Annotated in this window: 26 protein-coding genes; 10 read left to right on the top strand and 16 right to left on the bottom strand. The window is 62.1% G+C overall.

What is annotated here, in order from left to right; all coding sequences use genetic code 11:
• Positions 1–114: 114 nt before the first annotated feature.
• Positions 115–684 (top strand): phage infection protein, encoded by a 570-nt coding sequence (locus tag ACX0MV_RS05960; protein ID WP_458981547.1) that lies wholly within the window; start codon positions 115–117, stop codon positions 682–684.
• 135 nt (positions 685–819) lie between these two features.
• On the opposite strand, the gene ACX0MV_RS05955 is transcribed toward ACX0MV_RS05960, so the two are convergent.
• From ACX0MV_RS05955 to ACX0MV_RS05940, 4 genes are all read right to left on the bottom strand, one after another.
• Positions 820–3912, bottom strand: coding sequence for an error-prone DNA polymerase (locus ACX0MV_RS05955; protein WP_458981546.1), 3093 nt, complete (start codon positions 3910–3912; stop codon positions 820–822).
• On the bottom strand, positions 3909–5321 hold the full coding sequence (locus ACX0MV_RS05950; protein ID WP_458981545.1) for a Y-family DNA polymerase: 1413 nt from the start codon (positions 5319–5321) through the stop codon (positions 3909–3911). The genes ACX0MV_RS05955 and ACX0MV_RS05950 overlap by 4 nt, the downstream gene beginning before the upstream one ends.
• Positions 5322–5328: 7 nt before the next feature.
• On the bottom strand, positions 5329–5946 hold the full coding sequence (imuA, locus tag ACX0MV_RS05945) for a translesion DNA synthesis-associated protein ImuA (protein WP_458981775.1): 618 nt from the start codon (positions 5944–5946) through the stop codon (positions 5329–5331).
• A gap of 347 nt (positions 5947–6293) precedes the next feature.
• A complete protein-coding gene (locus tag ACX0MV_RS05940; protein WP_458981544.1) occupies positions 6294–6803 on the bottom strand; it encodes a ferritin-like domain-containing protein in 510 nt (169 codons plus the stop codon).
• 463 nt (positions 6804–7266) lie between these two features.
• On the opposite strand from ACX0MV_RS05940, the gene ACX0MV_RS05935 reads away from it, so the two are divergent.
• Together ACX0MV_RS05935 and ACX0MV_RS05930 are read left to right on the top strand one after the other, a co-directional pair.
• The gene (locus ACX0MV_RS05935; RefSeq protein WP_458981543.1) at positions 7267–8676 is read left to right on the top strand and encodes an iron-containing redox enzyme family protein; all 1410 of its coding nucleotides are present in this window, start codon (positions 7267–7269) and stop codon (positions 8674–8676) included.
• Positions 8673–9689 (top strand): methyltransferase, encoded by a 1017-nt coding sequence (locus ACX0MV_RS05930; RefSeq protein ID WP_458981542.1) that lies wholly within the window; start codon positions 8673–8675, stop codon positions 9687–9689. The genes ACX0MV_RS05935 and ACX0MV_RS05930 overlap by 4 nt, the downstream gene beginning before the upstream one ends.
• A gap of 48 nt (positions 9690–9737) precedes the next feature.
• Here ACX0MV_RS05930 and ACX0MV_RS05925 read toward each other — a convergent pair whose 3' ends face one another.
• The 3 genes from ACX0MV_RS05925 to ACX0MV_RS05915 all read right to left on the bottom strand — a co-directional run bounded on the left by ACX0MV_RS05925 (position 9738) and on the right by ACX0MV_RS05915 (position 11675).
• Positions 9738–10499: an ABC transporter permease gene (locus tag ACX0MV_RS05925; RefSeq protein ID WP_458981541.1), complete on the bottom strand. Its 762-nt coding sequence runs from the start codon at positions 10497–10499 to the stop codon at positions 9738–9740.
• A complete protein-coding gene (locus ACX0MV_RS05920) occupies positions 10496–11425 on the bottom strand; it encodes an ABC transporter ATP-binding protein (protein WP_458981540.1) in 930 nt (309 codons plus the stop codon). The genes ACX0MV_RS05925 and ACX0MV_RS05920 overlap by 4 nt, the downstream gene beginning before the upstream one ends.
• A 67-nt stretch (positions 11426–11492) precedes the next feature.
• Positions 11493–11675 (bottom strand): hypothetical protein, encoded by a 183-nt coding sequence (locus tag ACX0MV_RS05915; protein WP_458981539.1) that lies wholly within the window; start codon positions 11673–11675, stop codon positions 11493–11495.
• A gap of 185 nt (positions 11676–11860) precedes the next feature.
• Between ACX0MV_RS05915 and ACX0MV_RS05910 the strand changes: the two genes are divergently transcribed.
• Together ACX0MV_RS05910 and ACX0MV_RS05905 are read left to right on the top strand one after the other, a co-directional pair.
• Positions 11861–12163: an I78 family peptidase inhibitor gene (locus ACX0MV_RS05910; RefSeq protein WP_458981538.1), complete on the top strand. Its 303-nt coding sequence runs from the start codon at positions 11861–11863 to the stop codon at positions 12161–12163.
• A 73-nt stretch (positions 12164–12236) separates the two neighbouring features.
• Entirely contained in the window at positions 12237–13772 is a 1536-nt protein-coding gene (locus ACX0MV_RS05905) for a sigma-54-dependent transcriptional regulator (protein WP_458981537.1), read from the top strand.
• Positions 13773–13924: 152 nt separating this feature from the next.
• Here the strand turns inward: ACX0MV_RS05905 and ACX0MV_RS05900 are convergent, their stop codons facing one another.
• From ACX0MV_RS05900 to ACX0MV_RS05880, 5 genes are all read right to left on the bottom strand, one after another.
• Complete coding sequence (locus ACX0MV_RS05900; protein WP_458981536.1) at positions 13925–14836, bottom strand: SDR family oxidoreductase; 912 nt, start codon at positions 14834–14836, stop codon at positions 13925–13927.
• A 120-nt stretch (positions 14837–14956) separates the two neighbouring features.
• Entirely contained in the window at positions 14957–15316 is a 360-nt protein-coding gene (locus ACX0MV_RS05895; protein WP_458981535.1) for a hypothetical protein, read from the bottom strand.
• 106 nt (positions 15317–15422) lie between these two features.
• Complete coding sequence (locus tag ACX0MV_RS05890) at positions 15423–16313, bottom strand: alpha/beta fold hydrolase (RefSeq protein ID WP_458981534.1); 891 nt, start codon at positions 16311–16313, stop codon at positions 15423–15425.
• Positions 16310–17092, bottom strand: a complete 783-nt coding sequence (locus tag ACX0MV_RS05885) for a class II aldolase/adducin family protein (protein ID WP_458981533.1) — start codon at positions 17090–17092, stop codon at positions 16310–16312. Before ACX0MV_RS05885 ends, ACX0MV_RS05890 begins: the two co-directional genes overlap by 4 nt.
• Positions 17093–17259: 167 nt before the next feature.
• Positions 17260–17712, bottom strand: a complete 453-nt coding sequence (locus tag ACX0MV_RS05880; RefSeq protein WP_458981532.1) for a flavodoxin — start codon at positions 17710–17712, stop codon at positions 17260–17262.
• A 112-nt stretch (positions 17713–17824) separates the two neighbouring features.
• Between ACX0MV_RS05880 and ACX0MV_RS05875 the strand changes: the two genes are divergently transcribed.
• Positions 17825–18283, top strand: coding sequence for a PAS domain-containing protein (locus tag ACX0MV_RS05875; RefSeq protein ID WP_458981531.1), 459 nt, complete (start codon positions 17825–17827; stop codon positions 18281–18283).
• Positions 18284–18335: 52 nt separating this feature from the next.
• Entirely contained in the window at positions 18336–18950 is a 615-nt protein-coding gene (locus ACX0MV_RS05870; RefSeq protein ID WP_458981530.1) for a hypothetical protein, read from the top strand.
• Positions 18951–19151: 201 nt separating this feature from the next.
• Here the strand turns inward: ACX0MV_RS05870 and ACX0MV_RS05865 are convergent, their stop codons facing one another.
• From ACX0MV_RS05865 to ACX0MV_RS05855, 3 genes are all read right to left on the bottom strand, one after another.
• On the bottom strand, positions 19152–20930 hold the full coding sequence (locus ACX0MV_RS05865) for an acyl-CoA dehydrogenase C-terminal domain-containing protein (RefSeq protein WP_458981529.1): 1779 nt from the start codon (positions 20928–20930) through the stop codon (positions 19152–19154).
• Between the two features lie 185 nt (positions 20931–21115).
• Positions 21116–22069 (bottom strand): MerR family transcriptional regulator, encoded by a 954-nt coding sequence (locus ACX0MV_RS05860; protein ID WP_458981528.1) that lies wholly within the window; start codon positions 22067–22069, stop codon positions 21116–21118.
• A 147-nt stretch (positions 22070–22216) separates the two neighbouring features.
• A complete protein-coding gene (locus ACX0MV_RS05855; RefSeq protein WP_458981527.1) occupies positions 22217–22507 on the bottom strand; it encodes a DUF6482 family protein in 291 nt (96 codons plus the stop codon).
• Between the two features lie 270 nt (positions 22508–22777).
• Between ACX0MV_RS05855 and folM the strand changes: the two genes are divergently transcribed.
• Genes folM through folX form a run of 3 tightly spaced genes read left to right on the top strand, consistent with a single transcriptional unit; the run spans position 22778 to position 24439 of the window.
• Positions 22778–23482, top strand: a complete 705-nt coding sequence (gene folM / locus ACX0MV_RS05850; protein ID WP_458981526.1) for a dihydromonapterin reductase — start codon at positions 22778–22780, stop codon at positions 23480–23482.
• Positions 23483–23504: 22 nt separating this feature from the next.
• Entirely contained in the window at positions 23505–24065 is a 561-nt protein-coding gene (gene folE, locus ACX0MV_RS05845; protein ID WP_458981525.1) for a GTP cyclohydrolase I FolE, read from the top strand.
• Positions 24065–24439 carry a dihydroneopterin triphosphate 2'-epimerase gene (gene folX, locus ACX0MV_RS05840; protein ID WP_458981524.1) on the top strand — a complete coding sequence of 125 codons (375 nt, stop codon included), beginning with the start codon at positions 24065–24067 and terminating at the stop codon, positions 24437–24439. Before folE ends, folX begins: the two co-directional genes overlap by 1 nt.
• On the opposite strand, the gene ACX0MV_RS05835 is transcribed toward folX, so the two are convergent.
• Complete coding sequence (locus tag ACX0MV_RS05835) at positions 24440–26239, bottom strand: glycoside hydrolase family 15 protein (RefSeq protein WP_458981523.1); 1800 nt, start codon at positions 26237–26239, stop codon at positions 24440–24442.
• Positions 26240–26252 lie beyond the last annotated feature (13 nt).

Here is a 26252-nt window from a genome sequence, read left to right as displayed (position 1 = left end):
ATGGTATCGATATCAGTGATGGTTGCTATTAGCCGGTTGCGTTTCTCAAGAGCACGGCCGCGGCGCAACATTTGCCCCGTAGCCACTTACCCACTTCTCTTCGAGGACACCATCATGAACAAATTAGCTATCGCTTCCCTGCTTGTAGCCACCCTCAGCAGCACTGCTTTCGCCGCCGACGGTTCTGCCCGTACCGGCCTCAATCGCGTTGCCGCAGATGGTTTTGATCGCACCAGCAGCAACCGCATCGCCGCAGACGGTTTTGATCGCACCAGCATCAACCGCGTAGCTGAAGACGGTTCCGACCGCACTGGCGCCAATCGCCTGGCCGAAGGTGGCGCTGAGCGCACCGGTAGCAACCGCGTGGCTGAAGACGGCTTTGATCGCACGGGCATCAACCGCATAGCTGAAGACGGCTCCGACCGCACTGGCGCCAACCGCCTCGCCGAAGGTGGCGCTGAGCGCACCGGTGGCAACCGCGTGGCTGAAGACGGCTTTGATCGCACGGGCATCAACCGCTTAGCTGAAGACGGTTCCGACCGCGCTGGCGCCAATCGCCTGGTCGAGGGCGGCGCTGAGCGCACCGGTAGCAACCGCGTGGCTGAAGATGGCTTTGATCGCACGGGCATCAACCGCGTAGCTGAAGACGGTTCCGATCGCACTGGCGTCAACCGCGTCGTTTAACGGAACTTCAGTTCGCAAATCAAAGGGCGCCTACGGGCGCCCTTGCTGTATCCGCGTTTTTTCCTGAGTCTTGCCGCTTTCCCCATCGCCCTAATCGGATCGGCTTTTATCCAGCGCCTGGCATTTCCCCGCTCGTTATTTGAAGTCACGGCTGCGCACATACAAGCCGGACAGCAAGGGCGTAAGGTCGCGCAGGCGGCCCGCGATCACGTGGCGCACGCCGCTTTCATGCTCGAGACGGCCGTTGACTTGCAGCAACTGCGCGCCATGCAGCACCTGCCGCTGGCTATCGGCCAGATCGCGCCAGACCACCACGTTGATCATGCCGAACTCGTCTTCGAGGGTGACGAACACCACCCCGCTGGCCGTTTGTGGCCGCTGACGGCCGGTTACCAGGCCAGCGATCACCACGTGCCGACCATGCTCGAGGCTGGCCAACTCAAACGAGCTGCGGCAACGCGCGTCCTTGAGCTTATCGCGCAGCAACGCCATGGGATGGGGACCCAGAGTGGTCCCGAGGGTCGCGTAGTCGTTCTGCAGGTCTTCGCCGACCGAGGGTTGTGGTAGCGCGACGCGGGGTTCCGCGGGCTGCGACACACCGGCAAACAGCGGTAGCTGGGTTTCCACGCCCGCCACTTCCCAGCGGGCGTGATAACGATGCCCTGCCAATCCTTGCAGCGCTCCACCGTCTGCCAGCAATGCCCGCGCGCGGCCATCCAGCCCTGCTCGCATGCAGAGGTCGGCGACATCGGCGAATGGCTGCGTCTGTCGCGCCAGCTCGATGCGTCGGGCGTTCTCTTCACTGAAACCGCGCACCATGCGCAAGCCCAGGCGAATGGCCGGCTGCTCGCCGTCGTCGGGCTCCAGGGTGCAATCCCAGACGCTGTAGCGAACATCGACCGGCCGCGTGCTTATCTGGTGGCGCCGCGCATCCTGCAGCAACTGGTCAGGGCTGTAGAACCCCATGGGCCAGCTGTTGATCAGCGCGCAGGTGAAGGCCGCCGGCTCATGGCATTTCAGCCAGCAACTGGCATAGGTCAGCAAGGCGAAGCTGGCGGCATGGGACTCCGGGAAGCCATAGCTGCCGAACCCCTTGATCTGCTCGAAGATGCGCGCCGCGAACTCCACTTCATAGCCATTGGCGACCATGCGCGTCATCAGTCGCTCTTGGTGTGGTTCCAGGCCGCCATGGCGCTTCCAGGCGGCCATCGAGCGGCGTAACTGATCGGCTTCGCCAGGCGTGTAGTCGGCGGCGATGATCGCCAGCTCCATCACCTGCTCCTGAAACAGCGGAACGCCGAGGGTTCGCTTGAAAACCTTTTCCAGGCGCGGTGGATAGGACACCGGCTCTTCTTTATTACGCCGCCGCAGGTAAGGGTGAACCATGTCGCCCTGGATCGGCCCCGGCCGGACGATGGCGACCTCGATCACCAGGTCATAGAAGGTTTGCGGCCGCAGGCGCGGCAGCATGGCCATCTGCGCGCGCGACTCAATCTGAAACACCCCGATCGTATCGGCGCGGCTGATCATCGCGTAGGTGGCGGCGTCTTCCGCAGGGATGGTGGCGATGCTCAGGTCGCGGCCCCGGTAGCCGCGCAGCAGATCGAACGTACGCCGCAGCGCGCTGAGCATGCCCAGGGCAAGCACGTCCACTTTCATCAAGCCGACGATATCCAGGTCGTCCTTGTCCCACTGGATGATGGTGCGCTCGGCCATGGCCGCGTTCTCCACCGGCACCAGCGTCTCCAGCGGCTGTTCGGAAATCACGAAGCCGCCCGGATGCTGGGACAGATGACGGGGAAAGCCGACCAGCTCACCGGTCAGGGCGAGCACCCGGCGCATGATCGGGGTATCCGGGTCGAAGCCGGCTTCACGCAGGCGTTCGGCCGGTGGCAGCTGGCTGGTCCAGCGTCCACAGGCAGCAGCCAGGCTGTTGATCTGGTCCGCCGGCAAACCCAGTACCTTGGCCACATCGCGTATCGCGCCCGCGGCGTGATAGGTGCTGGCCACGGCAGTTAACGCCGCTCGGTTGCGGCCGTATCGCCGGAACACGTACTGAATGACTTCCTCGCGGCGATCATGCTCGAAGTCCACATCGATATCCGGCGGCTCATTGCGCTCCCGGGAAAGAAAGCGCGCGAACACCATGTTGATTTTGCAGGGGTCCAGCTCGGTGATCCCAAGCACGAAACACACCACCGAGTTGGCCGCCGAGCCACGCCCCTGGCAGAGAATGTGCTGGCTGCGGGCAAAATGGACGATGTCGTGAACGGTGAGGAAATAGCTCTCGTAGCGCAGCTCGGCAATGGTCGTCAGTTCTTCCTCGACCAATTCCCTGGCTTTCTCAGGCACTCCTTGCGGCCAGCGCCACGGCAACTTCTGCTCGACCAGCGCACGCAACCACGAACTGGGCGTATGCCCGTCCGGCACCAGCTCGCGGGGGTATTGGTAGCGCAATTGGCCGAGATCGAAATGGCAGCGCTCGGCAATTCGCAGGGTTTCACTCAACAGGTGCGCCGGATAGATGGCAGCCAGCGCGGTACGCGAACGCAGGTGGCGCTCGCCATTGGCAAACAGCCGCTGCCCAGCCTCGGCCACGCTGCAGTGATGACGAATCGCGGTTATCGCATCCTGCAGTGCCCGTCGCCCGCGAGCATGCATGTGCACATCGCCCGTTGCGACCGGCGGGATCTGCAAGGTGTCGGCCATGGCCAGCAACTGCCTGAGGCGCAGCGCATCGTCCGGCCCGCGGTGCAGTTCGACCGCCAGCCACAGCCGCCCGGGGAACAGGCTGCGCAACCACAGCCCCTCCTCGCGCTGGCCCGGCTCGTTCGCCACCCACAGGGCCAGCAAACCGTCCAGGGGCTCGACATAGTCTTCACGCAGTGAGCGGTAGGTACCTTTGGCCGCGCGTCGGCGGGCGCAGGTGATGAGTGTGCACAGGCGTTGATAACCGCTGAGGTTTTCCGCCAGCAGAATAACCGTGGGGCCATTCTCGATGCGTATTTCGCTACCGACGATCAGCGCCAAGCCGGTTTCCTTGGCGGCTTGCCAGGCACGCACGATGCCCGCCAGGCTGCACTCGTCGGTAATCGCCAGGGCCCGGTAACCGTGCTTCTTGGCGCGCGCGAACAGCTCGGCGGCACTGGATGCGCCGCGCTGGAAACTGAAATTGGACAGGCAATGCAGCTCCGCATAGCCAACCTCCGCCGCGCCCTCGGCACTCATGCGAACCAGCCGTGCAGCAGCAGCGGACCTTGCCCACCCGCCGGGCGATACGCCCAGCCCCGCTGACCGGCGCGGGTTTCGATGCGGTAATAATCGCGCCGTACATCCTCGCCATCCCACCAGCCGGACTCGATGCGCTCGGGCCCGGCCAGAATGCTTATGTCCTCCTCGCGCAGAGGAAGTGGCTGGCTCAACAGCCAGCCAGGGCGCAGCAGCGTGGTCGGTGCAAGCTGGTCGTGGCCCTGGGCTTCGGCCTTCCAGGCGTACTCGGGACGATGATCCGGCGTACTGCACAGGCCATGCACGGCATCGTCGCCCAGGCGTGCGCGCAGTCGCTCGCGCAACTGCTCCCAGGGCAGCGATTGCTGCGGGCGCTCATCGAAGAGCTCGCGATGAGCGGGCGTGAACGTCGGTAAGTCACGCGCCAGCAAACGAACCGCCTGCACCGGCGCGCCGAGCTGCAATTGCTCAAGGCGTCCGCGCGCCACTTCGAACAACATCGCCGGCTCGCGTTCGGCACTCAGCAGGCCCACCGGCACCCGTGTGGGCTCGCCCTCGGCGTGCTGCAAATGCAGGGTAAAACGCTGCACGCCACAATCGCGACCGGCGAGAAATGCGCCCAGGTCGGCCGTAAGTCGGCGCAGCGGAAACAGCAGCGCTTGGTGCGACTCGACATCAAAATTGAGCTCGATGCGCTGATCGAATTGATCCGGTGGCGAATAGCAATTCAGCGCCACTCCCCGCTCCCCCAGCAACCTTTCCAGGTGCTGCCACACCTGCGCGGAAAAGCGCCGCGCCACGCCATCGCGCGGCAAGGCCATGACGTGCGCGAGGGTACGCAGGCCCATTCGGGTAAACGCCGTGACGATGTCCGGCGGCAAACCGCTGCGCGCAATCGGCAGGCGGGCCACGGCCTCGCGCAAACCGGCCGGGGTCACCAGCAAACCATCCGTAACGTTGGCCAGCACACGCGCCGCCAGAGGGTTGGGCGCGCAGACGATGCGGTGACGAAACCCCAGCGCCGTCAGCTCGCCGCGCAAGCGCGCCTCGAACTGCGCCCAGGGGCCGAACAGACCAAGGCTGGACTCGACCTCCATCATCAACACCCGTGGATAATCCAGGCTGACGTGAGAGCTGAAGCGATAAGCCCAGGCCGCGAGAAAGTGATGCCAGCGTTCTATCTGTACCGGCTCGTGCTCCACCATCGCGAAGTCGTTGCTTATCGCCTGTGCCGCACTCAACGCCTGGCCGGGGCGCAACCCCAGCGCACGCGCGGCCGGGTTCAGCGCTTTCAGCACGCGCCGTTGCCGCGTACCTGTCAGCATGACCAGAGGCTTGGAAGGGTCGGCGCAGCCGCGCAACACCCCATCCAGTGCCAATTGCGGCAGCAATATACAAGCCCAGCGCATGGTCGCCTCACTGCCACTCGGCGATGGAAATGGGCACGGCCGAGGCCACGCCGCCCCGGCATTTGAGGACCCGCAACTGGGCAGGCCGTGCATCCAGCGCGAGCCGCAATGCCGCAGGCGATGGGTTGATCGCCTCGCGCAATGGCCGGTAGGCGAAAGCCAGGGTCTGCCCCGTTTCCGCCGCGACCTGCAACCGGCGCAGGCCTCGATCATCGGCCTGTTGCGGCCAGCACAGCACGGCCCCGCAACTGCCCGAGCGCAGGCACTGTTCGGCAGCCCACAAGGCATTGCGTGCGGAGGTTTCGACGATGCTCAGCCACTGCAAATCCACCCCGGCCGCGCGCCAGGCGGGCGCATAGGGCACATGGGGCGGCGCCACCAGCACGATCCGCTCCCCCGCCTGGCTCAAGCGCCTCAAGGTCGGCCACACCACCTGCAGCTCCCCGAGGCCCTCGGCGTCGGTGAGGATTTCGCTCAAGGCAGCCTCTGGCCAGCCTTGCGCGGGCAATACGGCATCCAGACCGGCAAGCCCAGTCGGATGCGCGCCCGCGGGCAGCTTCAGCGCCTGCCCTTTCCACACCCGGCGCTCTTGCAACAGCCTATCAAGCGCCACCACAGCGCCGATCATGCCGCAACCCCCCGACTCAGCATCGGCATGGCAGACCTACCGGAAAACACCCACAGCCACTAACCCACCCACTCCATGGGAATGGTCGAGCAGGCTGAAACGAGCACACGCAGGGAAAGGGAGGCATAGCAGTGACTTCGGCTTAACTGTATGGATGTACAGTAATTTAAAACCAGAACTTCCTGCAAGGCTCATCCAGGAATCTGGACAGGCGGAGAACAAGAACTTGATGAAGGATAGTCACGGTGGATATGTGCTCATCCCCTATCAATTGCACATAGAAAAAGACCCCGCTAGCGCGAGGTCTTGTTTACCCACCTATCACGGGTGATGGGGCACAGCCATCAGCGCTTCGCTTCGACATCCGGTGCCGCGGAGCGGGCGAGAAAGGCTTCGGTCAGTTCGGGCAGGTGGTCACGCAGCCAGTCGGCCATGGCGATTTCCTGTGCCAGGATCTGCTCGCAGACAGCCTGAGTCTTGCTGTCGCCGGCGCTTTTCGCTGCGGCAATCAACACGGTATACGCGGCGATTTCGACGTTCTCGAACACATAGCCACTCATGGCACCCTTCACCACTTCGTCGCTCATCATGCTGCCGCCCACTGCCTGACCGAAGGCCATCAGCTTGGCGGACATGTCCTTGATCGTCGACGGGCTGCTGCCCAGGCGCGCGATGCATTCATCGAGCAGCTTCTGCTGACCATAGGTTTCTTCGATGTGCTGCTCGATACGTGTTTTCAGCGCCGGATAGTGCTCGATTCGCTCGGCCTGGGCTTTCAGCATCTTTTCTGCCTGCTGCTCCATCGCATGGGCGTCGCGCAGCCAGTCGAGCAGGTTTTCCGTTGGGGTTGCCATGATGATTTCTCCTAATAAGGTGTTGGCTTTAGGAAGAGGTGTACGGCTTTCAGTTCAGGCTGACCGATAAGCGGTGGGTGTTGCTCTACGGCACTTATTGAGAACGTGTACCGGCCGCCGTTTGCGCTCATTCAGCTTGCTTGAGACCAGCGCCAGTCTGAATCCCGATACCACTTGCGGCCCCTTAACCTGCAAAAACTCACCGGACGAAAATGGTTTCCGCCATGGGCCGGCTTAGTCCCATCCGCGGACCAATCTGGCACAGGCACTGAACACGTTGCTGGGTGCAGAGTTGACACAATGTTCATCGAACCGGCCCATACCAGCGGCCAGAGGAGCATCGCCGGAGGCTTCGAAAGGCGCGCGCGCTGTGCAATCGGCACAATGCCATACGTCTTTTAGGTGGAATTATTTGCGGCGCTGGGTCATCACACGCACATCACCCCAACGACGTGCCTGAACCATGACGACATTGACCCGGATCTCTATTGAACGGCCCACCGCTTCCTCGATGCACGCCACTGGCGGGCAAGCGAAGGAGGTGTATGCCGCGCTTATGGACGTGACCGATCAGAGCCTGGAACTCGCTCGCGACTTTCTTCACGCCCAGTTGCAACAGGCTAGCAAGATCACCTGTGACCTGCCGAGCGACCCCGCGCAACTGAGCGAGTGGGTCACCGAAGGCGCACGCAAAACCACTGACACCTACAGTCGCTACCTGGAAGGGCGCAAACAGGGCAAACCGCGGCGTTATTTCAGCACCCGTGCCCACGCGCTGTATTTCCTGCGCGAAGTGGCGCCGACCAAGCTGGTGGACGGCGCCTGGTTGTATGGCCTGCTGCCGCGCTGGAACGACGTGCGCTTCCACGGCTTGATCCGCACCTATCTGGAAGAACTCGGCGATGGCGTGCCGGCGCAGAACCACGTGCTGATCTACAAGAAGCTGCTGGCGACCTACGGTTGCGATGACCTCAGCACGCTGTCCGATGAACATTACCTGCAGGGCGCACAGCAACTGGCACTGGGTTATCTGGCGGACGAGTTCCTGCCCGAGCTGATCGGCTACAACCTGGGTTACGAGCAGCTGCCACTGCACCTGCTGATCAGCACCTTCGAGCTGAACGAGCTGGATATCGACCCCTACTATTTCCAGTTGCACATCACCATCGACAACGCCAGCACCGGCCATGCGCACAAGGCCGCTCAGGCGGTGCTGGACAACCTGCCGGTGGTCGGCGACGCCAAGGATTTCTATCGCCGTGTGGCACTGGGCTATCGACTGAACGACATTGGCCTCAATTCAACCGGCGCGATTGCCGCATTCGACCTGGAGCAGGAGTTGCTGGCGATGTTCGACCGCAAACGCGCGGTGGCCGGCATGGTGCATTCGGACTTCTGTCGCATCGAAGGGCGCACCGTCAATCAGTGGTTGAGCCAACCGGGGCAGATCGGTGATTTCCTTGACGCGCTGCAGACCCGTGGCTGGATTCGTCGCCACGAAGACCCGCAGCAAAGCCGCTTCTGGCATCTGGTTCAGGGTGAGCAAGCGGCAATGTTCGGCGTATTCAGCGCCTATGAACTGCAGCTGCTGCACGACTGGATTGCCGGCGACTGGCTGGAGCAGCAGGCATCCCCAACACGCCCTATCCGCTTCCGGGCAATGCGACGCCCGGCGACTGGGCAAGCGCCCGCGCGCGAAGGCTATGTACCCAGCAGTGATTTCGACAACGAACTGGCGACTCTGGACAAGCAACTGCGTGTGCTCAACGAACCGGCGCAGATGGCGCGGCTGATCGACTTGATGTCACCTGCACATCATTCGACGCCAGCCGGGCTGATGGCGACGCGCATGTTTGTGGGGTTGATGCGATGAGCGAATTGCGCCATGCAGATCCGCACCACGCGCGACTCTTAAATCCACAAAACCTGAGCACCCATGAGCTAAGCCCGCAGAATCAGGCCTTGCTGCAACTTGGCCAGTTATTGCGCGAGGAAAACTACCGTTTCATCACAGTCACGCCGCTGACCCATAAGCGGGTCAACACCCGCCCGGAAAACGCCAAGGCGCGGAGCCTGACCGATATTTTTGGCTGGAGTCGTCCCTTCGACCGCACGCTGGTCGATGCGCGAATGTTTGCCCTGATGGAGCAGGCCGGCGTACTTGAAGCGCAGGGCGATTCCTGGCTCAGTCGGGTGCGCTGGTCGAGCTTCGGTGATCAGTTGCTGGTGCACTCGCGTTACCCGACCGAGGCCGCCGACGCGGTCTTTTTTGGCCCCGACACCTACCGCTTCGCCCAGGCCATCGACGCGCACCTGGCCCAAACCCACGCGGCCGGCATTCGCCGCGCGGTCGATATCGGCTGCGGCGCCGGTCCGGGTGCGCTGCGTATCGCGACGGCCTGCCCGCAGGCGCAGGTGGTGGCTGTGGATATCAATCCGCACGCGCTTGGCTTCACCCGAGTCAATGCGTTACTTGCAGGTGCCTCCAACCTGGAGGCCTGCGCGAGCAACCTGCTGAGCGACGTGGAGGGCGAATTCGATCTGATCGTTTCCAACCCGCCTTATCTGCTCGATCCCGACGAGCGCGCCTATCGGCACGGTGGCGGCGAATTAGGCGCAGGCCTGTCCCTGGCAATCGTCGATGCAGCGCTGTCACGTCTGGCGCCCGGCGGTAGCCTGGTGCTCTACACCGGCGTGGCGATGCGTGACGGCGCCGACCCGTTTCTCGCGCGTCTCGGCGCGGCCCTCAACGGGCGAGACCTGCAGTGGAGCTACCGGGAAATGGACCCCGATGTGTTCGGCGAGGAGCTGCTCGAACCCGCCTACGCTTCGGTCGAGCGCATCGCTGCGGTGGTACTGGTCGCGACGCGCAACAAGGCCAGCTGAAGAAGCACTTATCGCTCGCCACCGGGCAAACGGCGGCGAGCGCGGCGATCAATTCTTCAGTCGGTAGCCGGTCTTGAATATCCAGCCAACAATGGCGATGCACAACAGCAGAAAGCCGCAGATCATCCCCAGGCTGAGCACCACGTTGACGTCCGATACGCCGTAGAAACTCCAGCGAAACGCACTGATCAGGTACACCACCGGGTTGAACAGGGTGACGGTCTGCCACACCGGCGGCAGCATGCTGATGGAATAGAAGCTGCCACCGAGGAACGTCAGCGGGGTGACGATCAGTGCCGGCACGATCTGCAGCTTTTCCCAGCCATCCGCCCAGACGCCAATGATGAAGCCGAACAGGCTGAAGGTCAGCGCGGTCAGCACCAGCAACGCCAGCATCCAGACGGGATGGAGTATCTCGAAATCGACGAACAGCCGGGCGGTGATCAGGATGATCAAGCCGAGGATGATCGACTTGGTCGCCGCCGCACCGACGTATCCAATCAGGATTTCCAGGTAGGACACCGGCGCCGACAGCACTTCGTAAATCGTCCCCGAGTACTTGGGCATGTAGATGCCGAACGAGGCATTGGAAATGCTCTCGGTGAGCAGCGCCAGCATGATCAGCCCCGGCACGATAAAGGCGCCGTAACTGACCCCCTGCACCTGGGTCATGCTCGACCCGATGGCCGAACCGAACACCACGAAATACAGCGACGTGCTGATCACCGGCGTGGCGATGCTCTGCAGTAGCGTGCGCCAGGTACGCGCCAGTTCGAACAGGTAGATGGCGCGGATCGCGTAGACATTCATGCCCGTGACTCCTGCACGAGCGTGACGAAAATATCTTCTAGGGAACTCTGGCTGGACTGCAGATCCTTGAAGTCGATGCCCTTTTGCGCCAGATCCTTGAGCAGTTCAGCGATACCGGTGTGCTCACCCTGAGTGTCGAAGGTGAACACCAGCGCGTGGCCGGCATCGACCAGCTCCAGCGGATAGCGCGCCAGTTCGGCGGGGATGCTCTCCAGCGGCTGCTGCAGTTGCAGGGTCAGTTGCTTCTTGCCGAGCTGGTGCATCAGCACCTGCTTGTCTTCCACCAGGATGATCTCGCCCTTGCTGATCACCCCGATTCGGTCGGCCATCTCTTCGGCTTCCTCGATGTAATGGGTGGTGAGGATGATGGTCACACCGCGCTCGCGCAGGCCGCGCACCATGTTCCACATGTCGCGGCGCAGCTCGACGTCGACACCGGCGGTGGGCTCGTCGAGAAACAGGATCTGCGGCTCGTGGGACAATGCCTTGGCGATCATCACCCGGCGCTTCATGCCGCCGGACAGCTCGAACAGCCGCGCGTCCTTCTTGTCCCACAGCGAGAGATCGCGTAGCAGCTGCTCGAGGTACGCGGCATCGGGTTTCTTGCCGAACAGCCCGCGGCTGAATTTCACCGTCGACCAGACGCTTTCGAACGCATCGTTGAACAGCTCCTGGGGCACCAGGCCGATTTTCGAGCGCGCTGCCCGGTAGTCGCCAATGATGTCGTGACCATCAACCAGCACGGTGCCCGTGCCTGGATTGACGATGCCGCAGACAATGCTGATCAGGGTGGTTTTGCCCGCGCCATTGGGCCCCAGCAGGGCGAAGATTTCACCCTTGCGGATATCCAGATTGATGGTTTTAAGCGCGGAGTGGCCGGAGGCGTAGGTCTTGCTCAGCTGTTGAATCGAGATCACCGGTTGCACGGGACCTCCTCGTCAGGGGGAAAGGCCTGATTGTAGGGAAAACCCAGGGCAACAGGCGATGCTGTTATCAGGATTTTTGCGTGGTCGGGCTCGACGGGATTCGCGGCGTATGACCCTCGTTGTCGTTGCGTCCGCCCGTCAGCTCGGCATCCTTGCGAATTTCCTCGGTCCGCGCGCGGTGGTCGGCTTCGTCGGCGGGTGAGGCGCTCGGATCGTTGAGGTTGTCGCTGCGTTCACGTGGCTCGTTCATGGCTGTCTCTGCAAAACCGCGCCCCGGCGAGGCGCCCATGAAAAATAGGCAAGCGCCAAGCCCAGGAGTTCAGGCGATGTGAACGGTGGTGAGCAGGCGTTGCCAACAAAGTGCTCGCTGCCAGCGCCATATGCGTGGAAAATTCCCGGCGACGGATATGTATTCAACGAGAAGAGGACCTCAGCATGTGGCCAAGACTGATTCCCTGCAGCCTGGTGTTGCTGGTTGCGCTGAGCGGCTGCAGCAGCCGTGAGCCGGCCGGCGACGCGGCATCCGAAAGTGAAACGAACTGCAATGCAGACGCCGTGCAGGGCATGCTCGGCCAGTTCGCCAGCGCCGAGCTGATCGAGCAGACCCGCAGCCAGACCGGCGCCAAACAGGCGCGCGTACTGGCCCCCGGCGACGCGGCGACCATGGATTTCAATCCGCAGCGGGTGAATATCCATATCGACGAAGCGGAAGTCATCCAGCTCATCAGCTGCGGCTGAGCCCGGTTAACGAAGCTGTGCGGACCGGGCATACTGGCGCACCCGACATCACGCCAGTGCAGTAGCCTTCTTCATGCGCATTCACGTCACCTTCATCGACCGCGTTGGCATCACCCAGGAGGTGCTCGCCCTGCTTGGCGGGCGCAATCTCAACCTGGATGCCGTGGAGATGGTGCCGCCGAACGTCTACATCGACGCGCCAACGCTGAGCGCCGAGGTGCTCGATGAGTTGCGCGAGGCGCTGTTCAAGGTACGCGGCGTGCAGGCCGTGACCATCGTCGACATCCTTCCTGGCCAACGCCGACGGCTGCAGCTCGACGCCCTGCTGGCGGCGATGACCGATCCGGTGCTGGCGGTGGACGGCGAAGGCCGCGTGCTGCTGGCCAACCCGGCCCTGATCGCGCTGTGCGAATGCGAGCCGGAAGGCCTCTCCCTCGATGAACTGTTCAGCGGCTCGGGGTTGCTCGACGCGCTGCTCGAGCAGCAGTTTCGCCTGCCCCTGCGTGAGGTCACGCTCAATGGCCAGGCCTTGCTGCTCGATGCCATGCCGATCAGCGAAAGGGGTGATACCGGCAGCCGCCAGCTCGCCGGCGGCTTGCTGACCCTGTATGCACCGAGCCGCATCGGCGAACGCCTGGCGGCGCTGCATCATGACCACGCCGAAGGTTTCGATTCGCTGCTGGGCGACTCGGCGCCGATCCGCACGTTGAAAGCCCGCGCGTTGCGCGTGGCGGCACTGGATGCGCCTCTGCTGATTCATGGCGAGACCGGCACCGGCAAGGAACTGGTCGCACGCGGCTGCCATGCCATCAGCGCACGCCGTGCCGCGCCCTTTCTCGCGCTGAACTGCGCCGCGCTGCCGGAGAACCTGGCGGAAAGCGAGCTGTTCGGTTACGCCCCCGGCGCATTTACCGGCGCCCAGCGTGGCGGCAAACCCGGGCTACTGGAATTGGCCAACCAGGGCACGGTGTTTCTCGACGAGATCGGCGAAATGTCGCCTTACCTGCAGGCCAAGCTGCTGCGCTTTCTGAGCGACGGCACCTTCCGCCGGGTCGGCGGCGAGCGCGAGGTCAAGGTCAATGTGCGCATCCTCAGCGCCACCCACCGCGACCTGGAGCGCATGGTCAACGAGGGCGGTTTTCGCGAAGACCTGTTCTATCGCCTCAACGTCCTGAAGCTCGAAGTGCCGCCACTGCGCGAACGCGGCCAGGACATCCTGCTGCTGGCCCGCCATTTCATGAAGCAGGCCTGCGCGCAGATCCAGCGTCTGCCGTGCCGGCTGACGCCCGAGACCTACCCCGCGCTGCTCGGCAATCGCTGGCCGGGCAACGTCAGGCAACTGCAGAACGTGATCTTTCGTGCCGCCGCCATCTGCGAAAGCAACCTGGTGCAGATCGACGACCTGGACATTGCCAGCACCGCAGTGGCGCACCAGAGCACGGGAGAAGTCGGCAGCTTGGAGGCCGCGGTATCAGGGTTTGAAAAGGCGTTGCTGGAAAAACTTTACGCCAGCCACCCCTCCAGTCGCCAGCTGGCCGCCCGCCTGCACACCTCGCACAGTGCCATCGCCATGCGCCTGCGCAAATACGGCATTCCCAGCAAGAACTAAAACGGGCCTGTCATGAGTCGTCAGATGGGTGCAACGACCAGCTCCCCGTAGGGTGCGCCATGCGCAACAAATCGCACAATCTGGTGCGCGCAGCGCAGCCTACATATGCAAAAGGCCGGCATTCAGCCGGCCTTCATCTCAACCGCTAAGAATCAGCGGGCGAATTTCTGCAGGTTGGCCATCATCTCTTTCAAGGCTTCGAGGTTGTCAGCCGGGTGGCTGGCGCCTTCGAAATCGCAGATCTGCTGCCAGCTTGCCGCCACGTCCTCGGGGCTGAAGCCGGCGCGCGGGTCGAAACCGGCGCCCAGGCTGCGCTCCCAACGCACCTTGCCAATCCAGCCGCCACCCACTTCGAACAGGCCGGAAGTGTCTTCGCAGGCATCGCTGGCCAGGTAAACCACCAGCGGGCTGACCAGCTCAGGCTTGAGCTGTTCGAACACCTGCGGCGGAATCAGCCCTTCGGTCATGCGGGTGCCGCCGGTTGGGGCGATGGCGTTGACCAGAATATTGCTCTTGCGCCCTTCGATGGCCAGGGTGCGGGTCAGGCCATACAGGCCAAGCTTGGCCATGCCGTAGTTGGACTGGCCGAAGTTGCCATAGATGCCGGAAGTGGACGCGGTGAAGATCACCCGACCGTAGCCCTGCTCGCGCATGTGCGGCCAGGCGGCACGCGTCACCTTGTAGGCGCCCTCGACGTGAACCTTGTAGACCAGGTCCCAGTCGGCGTCTTCCATCTTGTGGAAGGTCTTGTCGCGCAGGATGCCGGCATTGTTAACCACCACGTCGATCCGGCCGAAGGCGTCCAGCGCGTGCTGGACGATCTTCTCGCCATCGGTGACAGAATCATGGTTGGCCACCGCAGTACCGCCGGCTGCGCGAATTTCCTCGACCACCTTATCGGCTGCCGATGCGTTGGCGCCTTCACCATGGGTGCTACCACCGAGATCGTTCACCACCACCTTGGCGCCATGCTTGGCAAACAGCAGCGCATGGGCGCGACCCAAGCCGCCACCAGCACCGGTGACGATCACGACCTGGTCTTGAAAACGGATGGTCTCACTCATGCAATGCGCTCCTCGGCAGATTCAACAAGCCGCGAGTGTCACGCACCCCGACGCCGGTCACAATCAAGACAGACAGCGCTGATAGTGCCCGATAAGGCGCCAGGATAATCGCCGCCAGTGCTACTGACCGCCGCCGGAACCACCGCCAGCGCCTGCACCGCCCGCGCCACCGGCGCCGCTACCCATGCCGCCTCCCGAACCACCAGCGCCACTGCTGGAACCGCTACCGGTACCGCCGCCTGGTGAAGTGTCGGTGCCGGTGCCCGCGCCATCATCTGTACCACTGCCATAACCGGTGCCGCTGCCCGTTGTATCGACCGGCGGGATGCTGGGCGGTGTCGGATTCGGCACGCTCGGGCCGCTAGGGTCAGTCGGCCCGGTGGGACCGGTGGGCGTGCCGCTGCCGGCGAGCGCGGGCAGCGAGCCCACCGCGAGCAGGCCAATGAATACGACGGCAGAACAGGCGCTGAAGACTTTCATGGTGTCACCTCAAGGAATGAGTGCATTCAGTGCAGATGACCGGGCAAGGGTTTTCCCAGTTCGACAAACTGGATCGGCGGTCGCGGGGCAATCGCCTGTCACCCATCTAGTGGTTGGCTCGAGCGAGGCCCTCGCGGAACACCAGGTAATGCGCCAGCACCTGCTCCGGTGCCTCGGTTTGCGGATAGTGGCCGATACCCTCGAGCAGCACGGTGTCAGCGTCGGCGATCAGTTCCCGATAGCGCGCCACCATATGTGCCCCTGAAATCGGATCGACCGCGCCATCGATCACCCGCAGTGGCACCCCACCCCGCTGCATCGCCGCCACCCACCGATCGCGCTGAATACGCCGCTCCGGCATGTAGCGGATCAGCCGATGCATCACTGCAGGGCCGTCGTTGCGGGCAATCAACGACCAGAAATCGTCGAGCTCCGCAGGGCTGGGTTGAGTGTTCGGACCAAACACCTTGGCGAAACTAGTCGCCAGCTTTTGCCGACTGAACAACCGACCAATCAGGGGACCAACCGGGCTGAGCAACAGTTTCTGCAGCAGCACCGGGTGATGGGTTTCCGGGAACAGCCCACCATTGAGAAATACGCAGCTGGCCATCTGCATGCGTCCTTCATGGTGGCGCGCCAACAGCTCCTGAGCGACGCTGTCGCCATAATCATGGGCCAGCACATGCACCTCAGCCGTGATACCAAGATGCGTCAGCAATGCCTGCTGCAGATCGGCCTGCTCCAGCAGGCTGTAGGCGTGGCCGCGCGGCTTGGCCGAATCGCCAAATCCGAGCATGTCGCAGGCGATCACCCGGTAGCGTTCGCTGAGCGGCTGCCACAGGTAGTGCCAGTCCCAGCTGGCAGTCGGAAAGCCGTGGATCAGCAACAACGGTTCGCCGACACCGGCCTGCCAATAACGCATCGCATGCCCGTGAAACTCGAACGACTTCCCTTGGCCGCGCCACTGGTCTAAAGCGATACCGGGCAAACGGCTCACTCGGCGTAACCCGGCATCTGATGATCGAGCTTGCGCATCAGCGCCGGCCAAGGCAGTGCGCCGCCCATGCCCTGCGGACTTTTCATCACCCCGGCGACCATGGCCTTGGCACCGTCAAGCACCTGCTGAGGAATGTGGATGAGTTCGGCACCGCCACCTTGCGCCATCACCTGGATTTCGCAGGCGCGCTGCAAGATGAACATCATCAGGAAGGCATCGGCGATGCTGCCCGCAGCGGTAAGCAGACCGTGATTCGGCAGAATCATGAAGTTCTTGTCGCCCAGGTCCTGCTGCAGCCGACTCTTCTCGTCGTGATTGAGCGCAACGCCTTCGTATCCGTGGTAGGCCAGGCTGGCGAGCACGAACAGCGACTGTTGCGAGAGCGGCAGCAAGCCCTGCTTCTGCGCAGAGACCGCGATGCCGGCCGCGGTGTGAATGTGCAGCACACAGGCGACGTCGTGGCGTACTTCGTGAACGGCGCTGTGGATGGTGTAGCCGGCCGGGTTGATGTCGAAAGGACTGTCCATCAGCTTGTTGCCGGCGAGATCGATCTTCACCAGGCTGGAGGCGCTGATCTCGTGAAACATCAGGCCGTAAGGGTTGATCAGGAAGTGCTCGGTGCCGGGAATCTTCGCCGAAATGTGGGTAAAGATCAGATCGTCCCAGCCGTACAGCGCGATCAGCCGGTAACAGGCAGCCAGATCGACGCGTGTCTGCCACTCGACGGCGGACACCTGATCCTTGAGTTTCAACGTGGGCAACGCTTGAGCAACGGTCATGGCAACACCTCGGCATTTGTTGTTATGTGCCGATGAGTCTAGCGAGGGATGCCGCGAAGGTAAGTTGCCGTGGCAGCCAGCTTAGTGACCGAGCGAGTCAAGGTGGACGATGGATGCGCATCGGCATCCGCCAAGCGCACGGCCAGGTCACCGCGCGCGGCGTCGTTTCAAGCGTGCAAGGCCGCCATGAATTCAGCCAGCCAGGGCTCGGCATCGGTCTCTGGGGTCACGCTTTCGCTGCTGTCCAGACGCAGCATTGCCACCGCTTCACGAATGCCCAGTTCGGCATAAAGCTCACGGACCAGTTCGCCGCCGGCGCAGAACGTATCGCCATAACTGGAGTCGCCCAGCGCGATCACCCCGCCCGGCAAGCCGCTCCAGGCGGGCATATGGTCGCGAATGGCGTAATACAGCGGCTGCAGGTTATCCGGCAACTCGCCCATGCCGGTGGTCGAGGTCACCACCAGAAAAGCCTGCGGTGCGAAACCCTGCACATCGGCAAGAACGGCCCGCGGGTTATGCCAGGCCTGAAAGCCGGCGTCGTTGAGCAGGCTTTCGGCGTGGCGAGCTACTTCTTCCGCGGTGCCGTAAACCGAGCCGGAAAGGATGGCGACTTTCATAAAAACTCCGAAACAAACAGAACCAAGTCGGGATCGCGGCGCATTATGCCGTAAGTGGACAGACCGGCCGGATGTTTTAGAATGCAGCCGACATTGCCTGGGAAAACGCCTCATGATCAACGCCAAATTGCTGCAACTGGTGATCAACGCTTCGAATGACGGCATCGTGGTGGCCGAACAAGAAGGCGATGACAACATTCTCATCTATGCCAACCCTGCCTTTGAACGGCTCACCGGCTACGCCTCGGACGACATCCTGTATCAGGATTGCCGCTTTCTTCAGGCCGGCGACCGCGACCAGCCTGGGCTGCAGGCCATCCGCGAGGCGGTAAAGGCCAACCAGCCGTGCCGGCAGATCATCCGCAATTACCGCAAGGATGGCAGTCCGTTCTGGAACGAGCTGTCGATCACCCCGGTGTTCAACGAAGGGGACCAGCTGACGTATTACATCGGCATTCAGAAAAACGTGACCGAGCAGGTGATGGCTCAGGAGCGGGTCAAGGAACTGGAAATCGAGGTCGCGGCGCTACGCACCGAGTTAGCCAGCCTGAAGGCAGACAAAGCGGTGTAACTAAACGCATTTGCCGTTGTCACATAAGTTCTAAAACCCTGTAGACCCGACGATGATCCACGATCAGCCGCTTCTCACCTCCTCCGAACTGGAATTCATCCGCAAGCTGAATCAGCAGCAGATGCCCGCGCCGACGCCTGCCACCCGTTTGCAGATGCAGGCCGGCCCGCAGCTGGAAGCCTTGCTCACTGATTGTGCGTCCAAGGAAAAGCTCACCATTGAGGCGCACTTCGCCAATCAGCGACTGACCTTCACGCCTGAACTCGTCGAAAACGAAGAACACGAGCACCATCTGCGCCTCGGCACACCGATGATTTTTGATGAGGGCGACACCCTGCGTGCCTGGCGTTCGCCATTGCAGCAACCCCTATCGCTCAAGCAGCCAAGCACCGAACTCGAGCCAAGCGACTTCTGGTTGCACGAGTTGTCGATGACCGGCTTGCTGGTTGAACAGCGCACCGATCAGCCTGCCCCTGAGCGCTTAAGCCTGAGCCTGCCGCTGACCGGCCAGGCGCCTATCTCGGTCCACGGCAGTTTCGTGCGCAAGACTGAGCACGGTTTGCTTGCCTATCGCCTGGATTCGCTCGACGACCCCAGCCAGGCACGCCTGCGTCAGTTCATCTATCAGCAGCACCGCGCCCATTATCCGCAGGCGCACCACGCCTGATCGGGTCACGTTGATCAGGCCACACTGAGCGCATCAAGCCAGGCAGTAGCCACTAGAAACCCTGCCCCCGCTCAGCTTCGCTGATCCATAAAAAAACCCGCCAGATGGCGGGTTGACAAACCAGGGGCTATCCCTGGCACGCGGTATAAAAAAATCCGATAGCCAAAAAGTTGTAATCCGGGCTATCGGATTGCGCAGTCGTTAAGCGGCAAACTCCTCATCGGTGAATGCCATCAGCGTGGATTTTCCGGCCTTGAGCTCAGCCAGCAGGCTGTCGGTCTCGGTCAGGACCCGCGCCATGAAGAAATCGGCCGATTTCAATTTCGCTCCGTAAAACGCACTTTCACTGCTGCCTGCTGCGAGCTGTGCTGTCGCGACAGCCGCCATGCGCGCCCACAGCCAGGCAAGGCTGGTCAGCGCGAACAGGCGCAGGTAAGGCGTGGCCGCAGCGCCGGCCTGCTCGGGATCTTTCATGCCTTCACTGGCAATCCACAAGGTGGCCTGCTGCAGTTGCTTGAGTACACGCCCCACTGCAGCACCATGCGCAGCCTGCGGGTTGGCGCCCAGCCAGCCCTCGATCAGGGTGAAGTAGCTGCGCACCGCGCGACCGCCGCCCAGACTGAGCTTGCGACCCACCAGATCAAGAGCCTGAATGCCGTTGGTGCCTTCGTAGATGCGGGTAATCCGCGCATCGCGAACCAGTTGCTCGATTCCCCAGTCTTCGGTGAAGCCGGAGCCGCCCAGCACCTGTAGGCCGTCATTGGCGCAGCTGAAACCTTCGTCGGTGAGGAACGCCTTGACCACCGGCGTAAGCAGCTGCACCAGATCATCGGCCCGCTCGCGCACTGCTGGGTCTTCATGACCATGGGCGACGTCTTCATGCAACCCGGTGAAATAGGCCAGGGCACGGCAGCCCTCGATCATGACCTTCTGCCGCAACAGGTTACGGCGCACGTCAGGGTGCACGGTAATCGGGTCGGCTGGTTGGCCTGGCGCCTTGGGTCCGGCCAGCGACCGGCCTTGCAGGCGCTCGCGGGCGAAGCCCAAGCTGATCTGGTAAGCACGTTCGGCAATACCGAGGCCCTGCATGCCAACCATCAGGCGCGCCGAGTTCATCATGGTGAACATGCAGCGCAGGCCCTGATTGGCTTCGCCGATCAGCCAGCCCTGGGCACCTTCGAAGTTCATCACACAGGTGGCTGAGCCCTTGATGCCCATCTTGTGCTCAAGACCGCCACAGAAAACTGGGTTGCGACTGCCGTCCTGCAGAACCTTGGGCACCAGGAACAGCGAGATGCCTTTCACGCTGTCTGGCGCGTCGGGCAGCTTGGCCAATACCAGGTGCATGATATTGTCGGCCAGATCGTGTTCGCCCCCCGTGATCCAGATCTTGGTGCCGGTCAGCGCGTAGCTGCCATCAGCCTGTGGCACTGCGCGCGTGCGGATGAGGCCCAGATCGGTGCCGCACTGCGGTTCGGTCAGACACATGGTGCCGGTCCATTCACCGCTGATCAGCTTGGGCAGGTAACGGGTTTGCAGCTCGGGGGCACCATGCGCGGTCAACGCGTTGATGGCACCGTGAGTCAGCCCTGGGTACATGCCGAGCGAAAGGTTGGCCGAGCAGACCATCTCCTCGACCATCATGTTCAGCACATGGGGCAAGCCCTGACCGCCAAACTCGGGCGAGCATGCCAGGGCGGTCCAGCCCCCTTCAGCGAAACGCTGATAGGCATCGCGAAAACCATCGGGGGTTTTCACCGATTTGCTCAGCGGGTCGTAGTGACAGCCCTGCTTGTCGCCGGAGCTGTTCAGCGGCGCCAGCACGTTCTCGGCGAGCTTGGCCGCTTCTTCCAAAATGGCGCCACCGAGATCGTTGCCGAACTCGCGCTGCCCAGGCAGCGACTGCAGGGTGGCATAAGCATCGAGCACCTCGTCGAACACGAAATGCATATCGCGCAGCGGGGCACGGTAATCAGTCATGCTGCTAATCCTCAAGCGACTCAAGCTGTACATGAATTAACTATGTACAGCTTTTGTACAATCAAAATCACTCGAAAACAAGATTTATCTGTACAGTTTGTACAAATAAAATCGACAGCAAGTCTCGGCACGCAGCAGCGCGACGTGCCAATCAGCTAAAGCAAGAATGTGAAGAGAGGCCGAACTCAGGTATCGAGATGGCCGGAGAGAAACTGTTGCAAGCGCCGCTGCATGAGACGCCCTTCATTGCCCAGGCAGGCAATCGGCGACCCATCGAAGCCCTCTTCCGCAAGCTCGGCACCATCGCCGGCCAGCAGCAGAGGACAATCCAGCGCCAGGGCGAGGCGAGCCAGAACCTTGGGCAGGTCATCACTGGGCGGTTGATTGGTGAAAACCACCAGGGCCTGGGGACGCATTCTTTCGCAGACCAGGGACAGCTCTTCCAGCGGCTGGCCCAGGCCCAGAATCGTGACCGCGTGACTGGAGTTGCTCAGCAGCAACGCCGCGACCAGCAACTCCAGCTCTCGGCAATGTCCGGGCAACGCGGCGAGCAGGACCCGCTCTTCCACCTGCGCACGCAGCACCTGCAGGCGTTGCAGGGCGCGAGCACGCAAGAAGGTGTCGAGGAACAGCCATTCACTGGTCTGGCCGAACTGTTCCTGGCGCAACAGCAGCTCTTGCCAGAGCGGCATCAGAATGTCCTGAAACACCACCGCTAACGGATAGCTCGAGAAAATCTGGCCATACAGCCGATCCAGCCGAACCTCGTCGAACGAGCCCACCGCGCGGCGCAGCTGCGCCTGCCACTCGGCCCATTCGCTTGAAGTGACCTCTTCGTAGACGGGCGCACTGGCAGCCTTGATCGAATCGCTTTTGGCAAGAATCTTGCCAACCTTGCTCACCGCGACGCCACGCTCAATCCACGCCAGGATGCTGCGCACCGATTCGATATCCGCCTGCGAATAAAGGCGATGGCCGCTGTCGGTGCGAGTCGGCTGGATCAACCCGTAGCGCCGCTCCCAGGCCCGCAGGGTCACGGGATTGACCCCAGTCAGCCGCGACACCTCGCGAATGGGAAACAGCTCTTCCTGCTTGAGGGCACTCGAAACGAGAGACGAAGCACCAACGAGATTGGACATGGGCGAGGAGTTCACGGGGCGGAAGTTGCCGGCATTGTAACCCAGCCGCCAGCCGCTTACATTGTACGAAAGCTGTACAGCGACTTGGACAACACCCACTGAAACGTCCAGACAAGCATTTCCCGGCTTGATGCTCGCCAGAGTGAGCTAGAGGGGCAGCCAGAGGCCGGGATCCGGCTCCTCTATCATTGGCCGGGAAATGATCTCGTCATAGGCCTGAGGCTGAAGCAATAACACCTGCCTGACGCCACACCGACGCAATCGCGATTTCAGCCCCTCTAGCGACAGCCAGAGTCGTGCATGGCCCGCGACGAACTCACTGCTGCTTTCATCCATATGGATTACCCGAGCGCGGTACCCGCTACTGCGTAACGAGAGGACTTCAACCCGCGCTGGTCGACGGAACAGAAGCGCCAGGCGTAACTGGAACGGAGTCATAAATTACCTCACAGCTGTACAATCAATTAAAATCTGTACATGATTAATCACGCTTGGACAACCGTCCTCTCGACCAGAAACACCATAAAACTCAACTAAATAGCCAATTTCCTCGCCAAATTAAAAATATCCGCCCAGCAAATGGTTGTACAAATAAAGCTACTGGTATAAGTTTGCATCAGGTTCGGGCGGTGCTGCGTCTTACTGGTCAGGTATCCAACGCAGCACCAACTGAACCTCACTTCTTTCGACTTCGAGCGCGCCATGAACATGAGTGCAGCCCCCATCCTGATTACCGGCGCGGGTCAACGCGTTGGCCTGTACTGCGCCGAGCGACTGCTCGATGAGGGTCACTCGCTGATCGTGACTTATAGGCATGAACGGCCTGCGCTGGAACGCTTGCGCGAGCGCGGTGCGTTGACGTTGCATGCCGACTTTTCGGACGAGGCAAGCATCCTGGCGTTCATTGAAACCCTGAAAAACCACACCAATAGCCTGCGCGCCATCGTGCACAACGCTTCGGCCTGGCTGGGCGAAACGACGGGCGATGAGGCGGCCGTGTTTCGGCAGATGGTCAACGTACACATGCTCGCGCCCTACCTGATCAACCTGCGCTGCGAGGCGCTGTTACGCGGCTCGACACCGGCCGATATCGTTCACATCAGCGATGACGTCGCCCGCACCGGCAGCGCCAAGCGTCTGGCCTATTGCGCCAGCAAGGCCGGGCTGGACAACCTGACCCTGTCATTCGCCGCCCGTTTTGCCCCGGATATAAAGGTCAACGGCATCGCGCCCGCATTGGTCATGTTCAATGCCGAAGACGATGCCGCCTACCGGAAGAAAACCCTCGAAAAATCCGCGCTGGGCATAGAACCCGGCCCCGAGGTGATTTACCAAAGCCTGCGCTACCTGCTGGATAACCCTTACGTAACCGGGACCACCCTTACCGTGAACGGCGGCCGCCACCTTAAATAAGGCCCGCCTCGAGGATCGAACGATGAACGAACAGCTGCCCAACCACTACCGGGAGATTCTCCTGGGCGTCGGGGAAAACCCTCAGCGCGAAGGCCTGCTGGACACGCCAAAGCGCGCGGCCAAGGCAATGCAGTACCTGTGCAATGGCTACCACAAGAGCCTGGAAGAAGTGGTCAACGGTGCGCTGTTCGAGTCGGATAACGACGAGATGGTGATCGTCCGCGATATCGAGCTGTACTCGCTGTGCGAACACCACATGCTGCCCTTTATCGGCAAGGCCCATGTCGCGTACATCCCTACCGGCAAGGTGCTCGGCCTGTCGAAGGTCGCGCGCATTGTCGATATGTACGCGCGTCGCCTGCAGATCCAAGAAAACCTCACCCGGCAGATCGCCGATGCCATCCAGCAGGTCACCAGCGCCGCCGGCGTGGCCGTGGTGATCGAAGCCAAGCACATGTGCATGATGATGCGCGGGGTGGAGAAGCAGAACTCGGTGATGACGTCCTCGGTGATGCTTGGAGCCTTCCGCGAATCCTGCAACACTCGCCATGAATTCCTGCAACTGATCGGACGGAGCAAGTAATGCCGCGACTGGAACCTGGGATGGCGCGCATCCGCGTCAAGGACCTGCGCCTGCGTACCTTTATCGGGATCAAGGAAGAGGAGATCAACAACAAGCAGGACGTGTTGATCAACCTGACCATTCTCTATCCGGCGGTTGAGGCTGTGCGCGACAACGATATAGACCACGCCCTCAATTACCGCACCATCACTAAAGCGGTGATCCGTCACGTCGAGGAAAACCGCTTCGCCCTGCTCGAGCGCATGACCCAGGAGATTCTCGACCTGGTGATGGCCAACCCGGACGTACGCTACGCCGAAGTGGAGGTGGACAAGCTGCATGCCCTGCGTTTTGCCGAATCGGTGTCGATCACCCTGGCCGGCCACCGCGACTGATCAGTCCACCGGCTTGTAGGAATGCCGCTCCGGCTCGCCGCCGCGATGCACCCGCTCGCAGGCTTCGATCAGGTAGGCGCTCTTGATCAGCGCCAGATGGGAAAATGCCTGGGGAAAATTACCCAGCAAACCATGCCTGGGGTCGTACTCCTCGGCGAGCAGACCGACATCGTTGCGCAGCGCCAGCAAGCGTTCGAACAGAGCCTCGGCGTCACGGTCGCGGCCGCCCATCACCCAGTTGTCTACCAGCCAGAACGAACAGGGCAGAAAAGCGCCCTCCTCGCCGGCAAAGGCGTCTTCCTGAAGAAACCGGTAGACCAGACCGTCGCGATAGAGCTCCTGCTCCACCCAGGCGATGGTTGCCTGTACCCGCTTATCCTCGATAGGCAGAAAGCCCAGCAGCGGAATCATCAGCAGGCTGGCGTCGGGCACCGCTTCCTCGTAACTCTGCTTGAAGGCGCCACGCTCGGCATCGAGGCCGTTACGGCAGATGTCCGCATGCAGCTCGTCACGCGCCCGCCGCCAGCGTGTCAGCGGCGCGTCCCAAGCAAATGTCTCGGCGTCGCGTATCGAGCGGTCGAACGCGACCCAGGCGTAGATCTTGGAATGGGTAAAGTGCTTGCGCTCACCGCGCAGCTCCCAGATGCCATCATCCGGATCACGCCAGCGCTCGACCAGGTCATTGATCATCGCGCACTGGCGCTGCCAGGTTTCTGCACCCATCTCCACACCGCTGCGGCGCGCTACATGTAACAGGTCAATCAGTTGGCCCTGCAGGTCGAGCTGATGCTGTTTGCTTGCGGCATTGCCAATGCGCACTGGACGCGAATCCCGGTAGCCCGGCAACCAGCTCAGCTGCTCTTCCTCCATCGGTGTTTCGCCGCTGACGCTGTAGAGCACCGCCAGCTCGCCTTTTTTGCCCTTCAGCACGCGCAGTAACCAGTCGCGCCAGGCGCGCGCCTCGTCGAAATAATTGGAGTCGATGAGGATATCCAGCGCCAGCACTGCATCGCGAATCCAGCAGAAGCGGTAATCCCAGTTCGCCTCGCCGCCAATGGCTTCCGGCAGTGACGTGGTTGGCGCGGCGACCATGCCGCCACTGGGGGCATAGGTCAGCGCCTTGAGGGTGATCAACGAACGCACCACCGCTTCACGCCAGCGGCCGTGGTAACTGCATTGGCTGACCCAGGCCCGCCATGCCTTGGCGCAGTCATCCACCTGCCGCGCACTGTCGATCAGCGCAACGGGCATTTGCCCCTGGGTGAGATAGCACAGCTGAAAGCTGCGGCTCTCGCCAACGCCCAAGCTGAACAGCGCACGGATCTGGCCATCACCAAGCTCGGCGGGCTGGTCGCTGCGCAGCAGCAAGCGCTCCTCGCCGTTCCAGGCGCTCAAGCCGGCTTCGGTGTGTTCGCAATAGGCTCCGTGGGCTCCGTAGCCGAAACGCGGCAGCAGGCTCATGCGCATGGCGACCTGGCCGGACACCACCTCGACGCGTCTTACGATGGTGATTTCACCCTCCAGCGGCATGCAGTCGGTGATCCTCACGCGCCCGCCTGCAGTGATCATTTCGGTACAGAGCACCAGCGTATCGGGCTGGTAATAGCGGCGGACCTCCAGCACTTCGTTGACCGGTGCCAGCTGCCAGTGACCCTGCTCCGCATGCCCCAGCAATGCGGCAAAACAGGCAGGTGCATCGAAACGCGGCGGGCAGAACCAGTCGATACTGCCATTGCGCCCGACCAGCGCGGCGCAGCGCAGGTCGCCAATCAGAGCGTAATCGTCGATTGATTGCGGCATAGCGACCTCTTCG

Source organism: Pseudomonas cistanchae, from assembly GCF_054483635.1.
Note: the sequence above shows the minus strand (reverse complement) of the source record. Positions and strands in the feature narration are given on the sequence as shown.

Excerpts from the sequence above, each read along its gene's own strand:
- ACX0MV_RS05960 (WP_458981547.1), top strand. The coding sequence starts at position 115 with ATGAACAAATTAGCTATCGCTTCCCTGCTTGTAGCCACCCTCAGCAGC.
- ACX0MV_RS05955 (WP_458981546.1), bottom strand. The coding sequence starts at position 3,912 with ATGAGTGCCGAGGGCGCGGCGGAGGTTGGCTATGCGGAGCTGCATTGC.
- ACX0MV_RS05950 (WP_458981545.1), bottom strand. The coding sequence starts at position 5,321 with ATGCGCTGGGCTTGTATATTGCTGCCGCAATTGGCACTGGATGGGGTG.
- ACX0MV_RS05940 (WP_458981544.1), bottom strand. The coding sequence starts at position 6,803 with ATGGCAACCCCAACGGAAAACCTGCTCGACTGGCTGCGCGACGCCCAT.
- ACX0MV_RS05935 (WP_458981543.1), top strand. The coding sequence starts at position 7,267 with ATGACGACATTGACCCGGATCTCTATTGAACGGCCCACCGCTTCCTCG.
- ACX0MV_RS05930 (WP_458981542.1), top strand. The coding sequence starts at position 8,673 with ATGAGCGAATTGCGCCATGCAGATCCGCACCACGCGCGACTCTTAAAT.
- ACX0MV_RS05925 (WP_458981541.1), bottom strand. The coding sequence starts at position 10,499 with ATGAATGTCTACGCGATCCGCGCCATCTACCTGTTCGAACTGGCGCGT.
- ACX0MV_RS05915 (WP_458981539.1), bottom strand. The coding sequence starts at position 11,675 with ATGAACGAGCCACGTGAACGCAGCGACAACCTCAACGATCCGAGCGCC.
- ACX0MV_RS05910 (WP_458981538.1), top strand. The coding sequence starts at position 11,861 with ATGTGGCCAAGACTGATTCCCTGCAGCCTGGTGTTGCTGGTTGCGCTG.
- ACX0MV_RS05905 (WP_458981537.1), top strand. The coding sequence starts at position 12,237 with ATGCGCATTCACGTCACCTTCATCGACCGCGTTGGCATCACCCAGGAG.
- ACX0MV_RS05900 (WP_458981536.1), bottom strand. The coding sequence starts at position 14,836 with ATGAGTGAGACCATCCGTTTTCAAGACCAGGTCGTGATCGTCACCGGT.
- ACX0MV_RS05895 (WP_458981535.1), bottom strand. The coding sequence starts at position 15,316 with ATGAAAGTCTTCAGCGCCTGTTCTGCCGTCGTATTCATTGGCCTGCTC.
- ACX0MV_RS05885 (WP_458981533.1), bottom strand. The coding sequence starts at position 17,092 with ATGACCGTTGCTCAAGCGTTGCCCACGTTGAAACTCAAGGATCAGGTG.
- ACX0MV_RS05880 (WP_458981532.1), bottom strand. The coding sequence starts at position 17,712 with ATGAAAGTCGCCATCCTTTCCGGCTCGGTTTACGGCACCGCGGAAGAA.
- ACX0MV_RS05875 (WP_458981531.1), top strand. The coding sequence starts at position 17,825 with ATGATCAACGCCAAATTGCTGCAACTGGTGATCAACGCTTCGAATGAC.
- ACX0MV_RS05870 (WP_458981530.1), top strand. The coding sequence starts at position 18,336 with ATGATCCACGATCAGCCGCTTCTCACCTCCTCCGAACTGGAATTCATC.
- ACX0MV_RS05865 (WP_458981529.1), bottom strand. The coding sequence starts at position 20,930 with ATGACTGATTACCGTGCCCCGCTGCGCGATATGCATTTCGTGTTCGAC.
- ACX0MV_RS05860 (WP_458981528.1), bottom strand. The coding sequence starts at position 22,069 with ATGTCCAATCTCGTTGGTGCTTCGTCTCTCGTTTCGAGTGCCCTCAAG.
- ACX0MV_RS05855 (WP_458981527.1), bottom strand. The coding sequence starts at position 22,507 with ATGACTCCGTTCCAGTTACGCCTGGCGCTTCTGTTCCGTCGACCAGCG.
- folM (WP_458981526.1), top strand. The coding sequence starts at position 22,778 with ATGAGTGCAGCCCCCATCCTGATTACCGGCGCGGGTCAACGCGTTGGC.
- folE (WP_458981525.1), top strand. The coding sequence starts at position 23,505 with ATGAACGAACAGCTGCCCAACCACTACCGGGAGATTCTCCTGGGCGTC.
- folX (WP_458981524.1), top strand. The coding sequence starts at position 24,065 with ATGCCGCGACTGGAACCTGGGATGGCGCGCATCCGCGTCAAGGACCTG.
- ACX0MV_RS05835 (WP_458981523.1), bottom strand. The coding sequence starts at position 26,239 with ATGCCGCAATCAATCGACGATTACGCTCTGATTGGCGACCTGCGCTGC.